Annotated in this window: 10 protein-coding genes; 4 read left to right on the forward strand and 6 right to left on the reverse strand. The window is 71.8% G+C overall.

What is annotated here, in order from left to right; all coding sequences use genetic code 11:
- The first annotated feature begins 69 nt into the window (after positions 1-69).
- Entirely contained in the window at positions 70-648 is a 579-nt protein-coding gene (locus tag ACZ592_RS27560; RefSeq protein WP_471584324.1) for a biotin transporter BioY, read from the forward strand.
- A 51-nt stretch (positions 649-699) separates the two neighbouring features.
- Here ACZ592_RS27560 and ACZ592_RS27565 read toward each other — a convergent pair whose 3' ends face one another.
- Both ACZ592_RS27565 and ACZ592_RS27570 read right to left on the reverse strand, forming a co-directional pair.
- Positions 700-1959, reverse strand: coding sequence for an FAD-binding oxidoreductase (locus ACZ592_RS27565; protein WP_471584410.1), 1260 nt, complete (start codon positions 1957-1959; stop codon positions 700-702).
- A 290-nt stretch (positions 1960-2249) separates the two neighbouring features.
- Positions 2250-3758, reverse strand: coding sequence for an amino acid permease (locus tag ACZ592_RS27570; protein ID WP_471584325.1), 1509 nt, complete (start codon positions 3756-3758; stop codon positions 2250-2252).
- 184 nt (positions 3759-3942) lie between these two features.
- Between ACZ592_RS27570 and ACZ592_RS27575 the strand changes: the two genes are divergently transcribed.
- Both ACZ592_RS27575 and ACZ592_RS27580 read left to right on the forward strand, forming a co-directional pair.
- Entirely contained in the window at positions 3943-4428 is a 486-nt protein-coding gene (locus ACZ592_RS27575; protein WP_471584326.1) for a ribose-5-phosphate isomerase, read from the forward strand.
- Positions 4429-4570: 142 nt separating this feature from the next.
- Positions 4571-5431, forward strand: a complete 861-nt coding sequence (locus tag ACZ592_RS27580) for an Fpg/Nei family DNA glycosylase (RefSeq protein ID WP_471584327.1) — start codon at positions 4571-4573, stop codon at positions 5429-5431.
- Here ACZ592_RS27580 and ACZ592_RS27585 read toward each other — a convergent pair.
- Positions 5428-6657, reverse strand: a complete 1230-nt coding sequence (locus ACZ592_RS27585; RefSeq protein ID WP_471584328.1) for a GNAT family N-acetyltransferase — start codon at positions 6655-6657, stop codon at positions 5428-5430. The genes ACZ592_RS27580 and ACZ592_RS27585 overlap by 4 nt on opposite strands.
- 162 nt (positions 6658-6819) lie before the next feature.
- Here ACZ592_RS27585 and ACZ592_RS27590 point away from each other — a divergent pair, with 162 nt between their 5' ends.
- The gene (locus ACZ592_RS27590; RefSeq protein ID WP_471584329.1) at positions 6820-7998 is read left to right on the forward strand and encodes a PP2C family protein-serine/threonine phosphatase; all 1179 of its coding nucleotides are present in this window, start codon (positions 6820-6822) and stop codon (positions 7996-7998) included.
- Between the two features lie 505 nt (positions 7999-8503).
- Here ACZ592_RS27590 and ACZ592_RS27595 read toward each other — a convergent pair.
- From ACZ592_RS27595 to ACZ592_RS27605, 3 genes are all read right to left on the reverse strand, one after another.
- Positions 8504-9715 (reverse strand): cation:proton antiporter, encoded by a 1212-nt coding sequence (locus ACZ592_RS27595; protein ID WP_471584330.1) that lies wholly within the window; start codon positions 9713-9715, stop codon positions 8504-8506.
- A 233-nt stretch (positions 9716-9948) separates the two neighbouring features.
- On the reverse strand, positions 9949-10224 hold the full coding sequence (locus tag ACZ592_RS27600) for a DUF397 domain-containing protein (RefSeq protein WP_471584331.1): 276 nt from the start codon (positions 10222-10224) through the stop codon (positions 9949-9951).
- Positions 10184-11032, reverse strand: a complete 849-nt coding sequence (locus ACZ592_RS27605) for a helix-turn-helix domain-containing protein (RefSeq protein WP_471584332.1) — start codon at positions 11030-11032, stop codon at positions 10184-10186. The genes ACZ592_RS27600 and ACZ592_RS27605 overlap by 41 nt, the downstream gene beginning before the upstream one ends.
- Positions 11033-11052 lie beyond the last annotated feature (20 nt).

The raw sequence follows: 11052 nt of genomic DNA on the forward strand, positions 1-11052 counted from the left end.
GTGTTGCCGCGCGCCCGCCTGGGATAGCGTCGACGCGTTCCCACCTGCCCACGCCCCCGCGGAGTTTCGATGAGCATCGCCGCTGCCACCACCCGTCCCGGCCAGGTCCTCGCCGACCTGCTGCCCGCATCCCGTGCGAAGGACGCGGCCCTCGTGCTCGGCGGCGCCGCGCTCACCGGGATCGCCGCCCAGATCGCGGTGCCCGTGCCGGGCTCCCCGGTGCCGGTGACCGGCCAGACCTTCGCCGCGCTGCTCGTCGGCACGGCGCTCGGCGCCCGCCGCGGCTTCCTCTCCCTCGCGCTGTACGTCCTCGTGGGCATGGCGGGCATGCCGTGGTTCGCGCAGGCGGGTTCCGGCGCCGCGGCGCCGTCCCTCGGCTACGTCCTCGGCATGCTCCTCGCCGCCACGGTGGTGGGCGCCCTGGCCCGCCGGGGCGGCGACCGCTCCGTGCTGCGCACCGCGGGCACGATGGTCCTCGGCTCCGCGATCATCTACGCGGTCGGCGTCCCCTACCTCGCCGCCGCGACCGGCATGTCACTGACCCAGGCCGTCGCCGCCGGGCTCACGCCCTTCCTGATCGGCGACGCCCTGAAGGCCGCGCTCGCGATGGGCGCGCTGCCCACGGCGTGGAAGTTCCTCGACCGCTGAGCCGTCCCTGAGCTGCCCCTGAGCCGCCCCTGAGCCGTCGGGGACGCCCGCTCAGCCGATGTTGTAGTTCCGCCTGAAGAGGTTCGCCGGGTCGTACGTGGCCTTGAGAGTGGCGAGCCTCTTCAGCGTTTCCGGGTCGTACAGCCCCTGCGGCCGGTCGCTCGCGCCGAAGGCGAAGTTGAGCGAGCGCCCCAGGGTCTGCGGCGCGACGAGCCCGAAGACCTCCGCGTACAGCTTCCTGATGGCTGCGACGTCCGTGCCGTCCAGCGGGGAGAGCACCCGCAGCAGCCAGCCCGCCTCGCGGAAGGGCACCGCGTTCGGCGCGGGCCGCGACAGCGCGCCGCCCAGGTGGCTGAGCTGCACGACGTGCATCGAGGACGCGGCGGGCCCGGTCAGCGCGAGGATCTCCTCGACGGCCGCCGTGTCCAGCTCGCGGAGGGCCGCGTTGTCGCCGTAGTAGGCGTGCGGGAAGTCCGGGTCGCTGTGGATGCTCGGGCTCTCCGCGTACGGCATCTCCCGCAGCGTGTCCGAGGAGAGGGGACCGATCTCCCGCAGCGGCGCCACGAGTCGCTCGCCCTCCGCCGCCGAGCCGGTGAACGCGACCCGGACCAGCAGGAGATGGCGGCCCCTCAGGTGCGGCGGGAGCTGCGGGATGTCCGGGTAGACGAGCACGGCGAGCGACGAGGTCAGCTCGTCGGGCAGGGTCCGCGTCCACTGCTCGTAGCCGCGCAGCACGGCGGCCGGGTCGACCTCGGTGCCGTCGAACGTGAGGGCGCCGCCGTACAGCCGGTCCACCGGCATCAGGTCGATCTCCAGCCGGGTGACCACGCCGAGGTTGGCGCCGCCGCCGAGCAGGCCCCAGAACAACTCCGGGTCGCCGTCGCGCGTGACGTGGCGCGGCACGCCGTCCGCGGTGACGACGTCGGCCGAGCGGACGTGGTCGGCCGCGTACCCGAACTCCCGGCCCAGGATGCCGAGTCCGCCGCCCAGCGTGTACGAGACGGCGCCCACGCTCGGGGCCGTGCCGTTCAACGGGGCGAGGCCGTGCGGCACCGAGGCCTCGACGACCTGGCCCCAGCGGGTGCCCGCGCCGAGCGTGGCGGTACGGGCCCCGGGGTCGATCCGGACCTCGTCCATCCGCCGCGTGCTGATCAGGACACCGCCCTCGTAGGCCCCCGGCACGCCGTGCCCCGAGGCCTGCACGCCGACGGGCAGGCCGGCCTCGGCGGCGTACGACACCGCGGCGACGACGTCGTCGACGCTCTCCGCGCCGAAGACGATGGCGGGCCGCGTCGCGAAACCGGTCTGCATTCCCGCGAGTTCGTCGTCGTATCCGACGTCGTCCGGCCGGAACACGAGTCGCTGTGCGGTGAAGTCCACGGGAGCCTCCGTTGAGCGGCGTACGTCTGTCGAGTCACGTGTGTCCGCGGGACCGACGTCCTGTCCGTCGCGTCCCGCACGAAAAGCATCCCTCAAGGGTCCGACAACGCGTCGTCGGCTCACGGTGTGGGGTCCGGGCCGGGTCCGGACACGACGACGCCCCCGCGGGTGCGGCCCGCGGGGGCGTCGTGCGAGGGGGAGGGGCCGGTGGGCGGCCGGTGTCAGGCGCCGGCCTTGTCCCCGGTGCCCTTGGCGACCCCGGTGCCCTCGGGCCCCGGGGCCGTGACCTCGGCCCGCGGGCGGACCTTCTCGCGGACCAGCGAGAAGACCACCACGAACGCGGCGGCGAGGAGCGAGAGCAGCACCTGCTTGCGCCCGGCCTCGTCGGTCAGCATGTAGACGAGCACGAACGAGATCATCGCGATCGTGACCCAGGTCAGGTACGGGAAGAGCCACATCTTCACGACGAGCTTCTCCGGCTGCTCGCGCAGGATGATGCCGCGCATCCGCAGCTGCGTGAAGCTGATGATCAGCCACACGAACAGCGCGACCGCGCCCGAGGAGTTGAGCAGGAAGTCGAAGACGGTGTCCTTCCACTGGTAGTTGAACCAGACGGCGACGAAACCGAAGACGACGGAGCCGAGGATGGCGGCCTGCGGCACACCGCGCGCGTTGGTGCGGGCGAATGCCTTGGGCGCGTCACCGCGCTGCCCGAGCGAGAAGGCCATGCGCGAGGCGGTGTAGAGACCGGAGTTGAGGCAGGAGAGCACGGCCGTGAGGACGATGACGTTCATGACCTGACCGGCGTGCGGGATGCCGATCGAGTTGAGCGCGGCGACGTAACTGCCGTCCTTGGTGATCGACTTGTCGTTCCACGGGAGGAGGGTGATGACGACGAAGATCGAGCCCAGGTAGAAGACGCCGATGCGCCAGATGACGCTGTTGGTCGCCTTGGTGACCGCGCGCTGCGGGTCCTCGGACTCGCCGGCGGCCAGCGTGACGATCTCGCTGCCCATGAAGGAGAAGACGACCATCAGCACACCGGTGAGGATCGCGCCCGCGCCCTTGGGCATGAAGCCGCCCGCGTCGGTGAGGTGCGCGAATCCGGCGCCGGGGTTGTCCGATCCGGGCAGGACGCCGAAGACGGCGAGCAGACCGATGATCACGAATCCGCCGATGGCGACGACCTTGATCCCGGCGAACCAGAACTCGAACTCGCCGTAGGAGCCCACCGACACGAGGTTCGTCGCGGTGAGCACCACCATCACGATCAGGGCCCAGCCCCACTGGGGGACGGCGGGTATCCAGCCGTTGAGGATCACCGCGCCCGCGGTGGCCTCCACGGCGAGGACGACGACCCAGAAGAACCAGTACAGCCAGCCGATGGAGAAGCCGGCCCAGCGGCCGAGCGCCTGGTCGGCGTAGGTGGAGAAGGAGCCGGAGGCGGGCCGTGCGGCGGCCATCTCGCCCAGCATCCGCATCACGAGGACGACCATCGTGCCGACGAGGGCGTACGAGACCAGGATCGCGGGACCCGCGGCGGCGATGCCGGAGCTGGAGCCGACGAAGAGGCCGGCGCCGATCACACCGCCGATGGCGATCATGGAGAGGTGGCGGTTCTTGAGACCCGCTTTCAGGCCGTCGCCGGTGTCACCACCGGGGCCAGACTGCGGATCCCCAGGGGATGTGGGGCTGCTGTCTGCCTTCGCAAGGGAGGGTTGCGAGGTCATGGACGAATCCTTAAGTTCTCGGGTCGCGAGCCCCCGCATTCAAACTCAGGGGTGAACGGGACGGAAGTCCTGAATCCGGATCGTTGTATTCAGGCCAAAGGCCTGGACCAAGGCCCCGGTCGGGAAGATCAAGGCCCTGCCCCGGTCGCGGCTACCCGCCCCGCGACGTGCCACACTCAGTCCCATGCGCGTGTACCTCGGCTCGGATCATGCCGGCTACGAACTCAAGAACCACTTGGTCGAATGGCTCAAGAGCCACGGCCACGAGCCCGTCGACTGCGGGCCCCACATCTATGACGCCCAGGACGACTACCCGCCGTTCTGCCTGCGTGCCGCGGAGCGGACCGCCGCGGACCCGGAGGCCCTCGGCATCGTCATCGGCGGCTCCGGGAACGGCGAGCAGATCGCCGCGAACAAGGTGAAGGGCGTGCGGGCGGCCCTGGCCTGGAGCGAGCAGACGGCCGAGCTCGGCCGCGAGCACAACGACGCGAACGTGATCTCCATCGGTGGCCGGATGCACACCCAGGAAGAGGCGACGAAGTTCGTCGAGATCTTCCTGAGCACGCCGTACTCGGGCGAGGCCCGCCACACGCGCCGCATCGAGATGCTGTCGGCGTACGAGGAGACGGGCGAGCTGCCCGCGATCCCCGCTCACCACCCCCAGCCGTAGCGAGGCCACGGGGCTCCGCCCCGGACCCCGCTCCTCGAACGCCGGAGGGGCTGACTCCACGATGCCACCCGGTTTCAGCCCGTCCGGCGTTTGACGACGAGCCCGCAGGGCGATCAACCCGCACAACCCCCGGAGGGACACCGTGCCGGAGGGGCACACCATTCACCGGCTCGCGGCCGATCACCGGGACCGGTTCCAGGGCGGCGCGGTCCGGGCGACCAGCCCGCAGGGCAAGTTCTCCGACAGCGCCGCGCTCGTCGACGGCCGGCCGATGGAGACCGCCCAGGCCCACGGCAAGCACCTCTTCCTCGGCTTCGGCGAAGCCGACTGGGTCCACGTGCACCTCGGTCTCTTCGGCAAGTACGCCCTCGGCGAGTGCCCCGCCCCGCCCCCCACGGACACCGTCCGCCTGCGCCTGGCGAACGACACGTACTACGCCGACCTGCGCGGCCCGACCACCTGCGCCCTCATCACGGACGACGAGAAGCGGGCGATACACGACCGCCTCGGCCCCGACCCCCTGCGCGAGGGGGACGACCCGGAGCGGGCCTTCCGCCGCATCTCCCGCAGCCGCACCACCGTCGCCGCCCTCCTCATGGACCAGAAGGTCGTCGCGGGCGTCGGCAACGTGTACCGCGCGGAGGTCCTCTTCCGGCACGGCATCGACCCGTACACCCTCGGCAAGGACCTCACCGAGGCGCAGTGGACGGCGATCTGGACGGACCTCGTCGGGCTGATGCGCGAGGGCGTGCGCCTCAACCGCATCGACACCGTCAGGCCCGAGCACACCCCGGAGGCGATGGGCCGCCCGCCGCGCGTCGACGACCACGGCGGCGAGGTGTACGTCTACCGCAGGGCGAACCAGCCGTGCCACCTGTGCGGCACCGACATCCGCACCGCGGACCTCGCCGCCCGCAACCTCTTCTGGTGCCCCACCTGCCAGCGGCCCTCAGGCCGCAAGGCCCGCACGCAGGCCCGCGGCACCAGGGCCCGCACCCGCTAGAAGCCGTGCGGCAGCCAGGGCGCGACGTCCGAGCCGAAGGACAGCGAGGCCTCGGCGAGGGCGCCCTCGCGGAGTTCCCGCACGCGGCCCGCGCCCGCCAGCGAGCTCAGTGACACGCCGCCGAGGTAGGCCGCGCCCAACTCCCGTACGGACAGGGCGAGGTCGGCCGCGTCGGCCGTCCGCTCGCAGGACGCGCCCTTGGTGTCGCCGGTGAGCCGCCAGCGCCCCGCGTTCCAGGGGCAGAACGCGTCCTCGACCTCGATGACCAGGTCCACGGGCGTCTGATACGTCCGTGCCTCCAGGGCCGCGCCCAGCTCCACCAGCCGTACGTGCAGCGAGTCCCGCACCGAGAGGTCGCAGCGGCGGACGTCGGAGACCAGTTGCAGCAGCGGGTCGTCCACCGGACGGCTGTGCGCGACGACCGACGACGTCAGGTCGATGTCGAAGAGGAACCGCCACAGCGCCGCGTACGCCACCGGGTCGAGCGCCTCGACGTCACGGGCGAGCACCGTGCCCTTGGGGCCCTTCCAGTCCCACTCGGGCTTGACCGCGTACCGCGCGTACCCGACGAGCTCTCCCGCGCGCTCGGCGACCACGCACAGCAGCGGAGAGGCGCCGCCGCGCTCGCTCGGCGGGTCGAGCAGCCTGAGCCGCTCCCAGCCGGGCTGCCGCGCCAGCATGCCCGGGCGCTCCGTCACGCGTCGTGCGTACAGCTCCTCGCACGCCTCGTGGACGTCGGCGGGCTCGGCGTACCGAAGGCGTACGCCGTCCGTACCGGCCGGGAGGGACAGGTTCACCCGGGTCGTGTCGATGTGGGCCTTCAGCTGCTGGGTGGCCGCGCCGTAGCCGAACCGGCCGTAGATGGCCGGCTCGGACGCGGTGAGCACGGCGAGCGGCTCGCCCCACGCGCGCACGTCGTCCAGCTGCCGCCGCATCATCGAGGTCAGGATCCCGCGCCGCCGGTGCGTGGCGGCGACACCGACCATCGTGACGCCCGCCGAGTCCACCAGGGCGCCGCCGGGCACGGCGAGCCGGAAGGAGAACGCTCCCGCGGCCCCCACGCACGCCCCCTCGTCCCACACGCCGATCGAGCGCTCGTGCTCGGTGAGCGAGCGCCACAGCTCCCGCTCCTCGGGTGATTCGGCGACACCGCCGAACGCGAGGTCCAGCGTCCCGTACCACGTCTCCCAGTCGGCCTCGTCGAGCACCCGCACGTCTGTCGTCATATGCCATGAGTACCAGGGCGATACGGCCCGGTGCGACAGGATTTACGCGGTCCGCCACGGTCCGCGCACGCCGTCGCACCACATCCTCCACATGCCTCTGACGGGGGACAACCGGGACCTCCCGTGCGAAGTGCCCGGCCCGCTGGATAAGGTCCACGAGCAATGGCAGTACGACGAGCACGGCGCGCGCGGGGCGCGCGGCGTGCGGAAGCCGAGACGTTCACGGCCCGGATGAAGAAGAGGGTGCACCGGGCCCGCATCGCGCTGCGCAAATCCGGGGTCGACTACTTCCGCGGCGACGGCTCCGACTGGATCGCCCTCGCCGGCCTCCTGCTGACCGTTCCCGTGATCACCTGCTGCACGATCGTCAACAACGTGTGGTTCTCGCCGGCCGCGCTCGTCCTGCCCATCGTCGCGGGCGGCCTGCTCCTGCGCCCCGCGAGCCTCCTCGGCCTGTACGCGGCCTCGGCGGTGGCCCTCATCGTGGAGTCCGTCCAGCTCGGCCCGTACCCGCAAGGTTCCTCCCGCGTCACCCCCGGCGTGGTCCTGGTGGTCGCCGCCTGCGGCTTCTTCGGCCTGGTCATCGCCCAGTTCCGCAGCCGGGTCGGCGTGCCCTGGCGCGGCGGCGGCACCATGCTCTTCGACCTGCGCGAACGCATCCGCGTACAGAGCAAACTGCCGAAGCTGCCGCGCGGCTGGCACCGTGAGATGGCGCTGCGGCCGGCCGGCGGCCAGTCCTTCTCCGGTGACTTCGTGGTCGCCGCCCGGACGAACGGCGGCCGCACCCTGGAGGCCGTCCTCACCGACGTCTCGGGCAAGGGCATGGACGCGGGGTCGCGTGCGCTGCTGCTCTCGGGGGCGTTCGGCGGCCTGCTCGGCTCGCTGCCGCCGCACGCGTTCCTGCCCGCCGCCAACGGCTATCTGCTCCGCCAGGACTGGGACGAGGGCTTCGCGACCTCCATCCACCTCGTCCTCGACCTGGAGACCGGCGACTACGAACTGTTCTCCGCGGGCCACCCGCCCGGCCTCCAGCTCAGCGCGGGCAGCGGCCGCTGGGAGGAGAAGACGGGCCAGGGCCCGCTCCTCGGCGTCTACGACGGCGCGCAGTTCGACCCCGTCAAGGGCGTCCTGCGCCCCGGCGACGTCCTGATGCTCTTCACGGACGGCCTCGTCGAGACGTCCGACCGCGACATCGCCGAGGGCATCGACCGGCTGACGGGCGAGGCCGACCGGTACGTGGCCGGCGGCTTCCACGGCGCCGCCTGGCACCTGATCGAGGCGGTCGCCAAGGACGTGAACGACGACAGGGCGCTGCTGCTGATCTGCCGGGCCTCTTCCTGACGACCGGTCCGGAGGAGATCGCCGAGGTCTCGTTCCGGCCGGTGCCCGCCGAGGTGTCGCCGGAACTGTGGGGCGGGCAGTGGCCCGGTGAGCGGTTGAAGAACGTGGGCGCCAGCATCCGGGGGCGTCCTACGGCTCGACCCCGGACTCACCCACGCCCTGGACCGGTTGGGCCCCGAGCGCCGGCGTGCCGTCGCCCGCCCGGCGTGCCGTCCCCCGCCGGGCGATGCGCCGCGCCCACGAGGAGGCCGGGCTCGACGGCATCGACTGGGCCGCCCCGGCCCTGGACGCGGCAGGGCGCGGGCAACCGCTGCCCGCGCCCTTCGACGCCGTGGACGACGTCAGGGACACCGTGGTGGACCGGCTGATCGACGATCCCGACGTGCCGGATGCCGGAAACCCTGCCGGACACCACCGTGCCTCCGGCCCACCCGGAGCACCCGCCCGTCAGGCAGCGGCTTCTCGCGCTCCCTGCCCTGCACGCGGCCGTCACCGGCGGCGAGGACTACGCGGCGCTGCCGGCCGAGCTCCGTGTCAGGTTCGCGCCCGACCCCGGGCCGTCGTCCCCGTGGCCACCGTCCCGGCCCCCCGGCAGGATCCGTGCCAGCCACTCCGACCGCCCCGCGGCCAGCGGCCCGAGCACCGCGAGCAGCAGCACGTACCCCGCGATGAAGGGGGAGAGCCGTTCGTCGAGGCCCGCGCCCGCCGCCATCGTGGCGAGGATCAGCGCGAACTCGCCGCGCGCGAGCAGCGTCGTGGAGATGTTCGCCGCGGGGCCCGCCCCGAAGCCGTACACGCGTGCCGCGCCGAGTCCCGCGAGGACGTTCATCAGCAGGGTCACCGCGACCGCCGCGAGGACCGGCCACAGCACCGTCGGCAGGTCGCCGGGGTCGATGGAGAGCCCGAAGGCGAAGAAGAAGATCGCTCCGAATGCGTCCCGCAACGGGTGCACGAGCGTGCGGATGCGGTCGCCGGACGCCGTGCTGCCCAGCATCAGACCGACCATGAACGCGCCGATCGCGTCGGCCACGCCGAACCACTCGGAGACGCCCGCGACGAAGACGGCGACGCCCAGGAAGGAGATGACGAGGAGCTCGTCGTCCCGGGTGTCCATCAGCCGTCCGACGATCTTGGTGCCGAAGCGGGCCGCGAGGGCGAGCAGGAACAGGAAGCCGAAGGCCTTGCCGCCGTCCATCACCGCGGCGGCGAGGCTGTCGGCGCCGGACAGGATGGGCTGCAGGGCGGCGAGGTAGAGCGCGAGGAAGATGTCCTCGACCACGATGATGCCGAGGATCGGCTTGGTCTCGGGGTTGCCGAGCCTGCCGGTGTCGACGAGGACCTTCGTGACGATCGCCGAGGACGAGATGCCGAGCACTCCGGCGAGGACCAGCGCTTCGGAGGTGCCCCAGCCGAGCGCGAATCCGAAGCCCAGGCCGGCGCCGACGTTCAGGGCGAGGTAGGTGCCTCCGGCGACGGCCATCTTGCGGCCGCCGGTCTTGAGGTCGTCCATGTGGAACTCGAGGCCCAGGTAGAAGAGCAGGAGCACCAGGCCGAGCGCCGAGAGCATTTCCAGGTCGTGGGGGTCGGAGACCAGGACCACGCCGGGGGTGTGGGGGCCGAGGAGGATCCCGGCCAGGATGAAGAGGGGGATGGTGGGGAGTCCGATACGGCCGCCGAGGCGGGCGAGGACGGCGGCGGCGAGGAAGGCGCCGCCCATGGCTATCAAGGTGTCTGCGTGTCCGATGGGCCCGTTCCTTCTGTGTGGTCGGTACGAGTCGTCTGGGCAAGGAAAGTGCTTAGTGCAAAGGAAGCGTCAAGAACGCGTCAATACTTAGGTTACCAAACGATCCGCCGGGGTCCCTGGGGACAGCGAAAAGCCCGCTCGGTGCGGGGCAGAGGGCGCTGCCCCGCACCGAGCGGGCCGGGAGGGAAAGGTTCGGGCGGCCGGCGCTACACGCGGCCCGCGGCCGCCGCCGCGACGAACGCGGCGAAGGCGCCGGGCGTGACGGTGAAGGCGGGGCCCTCGGCGTTCTTGGAATCGCGTACGGCGACGTGGGCGCGGAGGTCGGCGACCTCGACGCAGTCGCCGCCAGTGTCACTGCTGTACGACGACTTGTGCCAGGCCGCGGTGCCGAGCGGGGCGCACTCCACGCAGTCGCCGCCGGTGGTGCCGCTGTAGCTCGACTTACGCCATGTCACGCCCGCCGTCGGCTGGTTGGTCCCCATATCGTTCCTCCATCACGCGCGCGATCAGTGCCGCCGAGCCCTCAACGGACAGGGCGGATGCCTGCAAGTGAGCGTAACGAAGGGCGCTTTCCTTGACCTTCTCGGGATGAGCCGTCATGTGTCCTTGGACAAAGTCCTCGGTGTAGATGAGATCGGGGTCGCCGTCGAAGCGCAAGGTATTGAAGGTGCCAGGGAGGCCCGCGTGTTGGCCTGCCGTGAACGGCAGGATCTGGATGTTCACCCACTGGCTGTCCAGGAACTTCAACAGGTGCGTGAGCTGTTCGCGCATGACCGCGTGACCGCCGATCTCCTGGTGCAGCACCGCCTCGCTGAGCACCACCCACAGCAGCGGCGGGTTCTCCCGCCGCAGGACCCGCTGTCGCTCGATGCGGGCCGCCGCCCGCGCGTCGATGTGGTCGTCCGTGAGGACGCCGAGAACGGCCCGCGCGTACGCCTCCGTCTGGAGAAGTCCGTACACCAACTGCGCCTGGTACGTGGAGATGTAGGATGCCCGCGCCTCCAGCTCCGCGTACGCCTGGAACCAGCTCGGCAGCTGGCTGCGCAGCACCAGGCCGATGAGGCGCGAGAGATGGCCCTCCGTCCCGAGCGCCGCGTCCACCCGCTCGGAGAAGTCCCGCGTCGGGACTTTCTTCGCCGTCTCGATCTGGCCCACCAGGGAGGCCGTGCAGAAGATGCAGCCGCCCAGCTGGGACTGGCTCAGTCCGGCGGCTTCGCGCAGGCGGCGCAGCTCCGCGCCGTAGTAGTCGAGGGGTGATGCGCTCGCGTCGAGCGTGCGGGGTTGCGTCATGGCTGCCTCCAGCGTCACGG

It is taken from the genome of Streptomyces sp. NPDC040622 (genome assembly GCF_055593965.1).

Excerpts from the sequence above, each read along its gene's own strand:
- ACZ592_RS27560 (WP_471584324.1), top strand. The coding sequence starts at position 70 with ATGAGCATCGCCGCTGCCACCACCCGTCCCGGCCAGGTCCTCGCCGAC.
- ACZ592_RS27565 (WP_471584410.1), bottom strand. The coding sequence starts at position 1,959 with ATGCAGACCGGTTTCGCGACGCGGCCCGCCATCGTCTTCGGCGCGGAG.
- ACZ592_RS27570 (WP_471584325.1), bottom strand. The coding sequence starts at position 3,758 with ATGACCTCGCAACCCTCCCTTGCGAAGGCAGACAGCAGCCCCACATCC.
- ACZ592_RS27575 (WP_471584326.1), top strand. The coding sequence starts at position 3,943 with ATGCGCGTGTACCTCGGCTCGGATCATGCCGGCTACGAACTCAAGAAC.
- ACZ592_RS27585 (WP_471584328.1), bottom strand. The coding sequence starts at position 6,657 with ATGACGACAGACGTGCGGGTGCTCGACGAGGCCGACTGGGAGACGTGG.
- ACZ592_RS27590 (WP_471584329.1), top strand. The coding sequence starts at position 6,820 with ATGGCAGTACGACGAGCACGGCGCGCGCGGGGCGCGCGGCGTGCGGAA.
- ACZ592_RS27595 (WP_471584330.1), bottom strand. The coding sequence starts at position 9,715 with ATGGGCGGCGCCTTCCTCGCCGCCGCCGTCCTCGCCCGCCTCGGCGGC.
- ACZ592_RS27600 (WP_471584331.1), bottom strand. The coding sequence starts at position 10,224 with ATGGGGACCAACCAGCCGACGGCGGGCGTGACATGGCGTAAGTCGAGC.
- ACZ592_RS27605 (WP_471584332.1), bottom strand. The coding sequence starts at position 11,032 with ATGACGCAACCCCGCACGCTCGACGCGAGCGCATCACCCCTCGACTAC.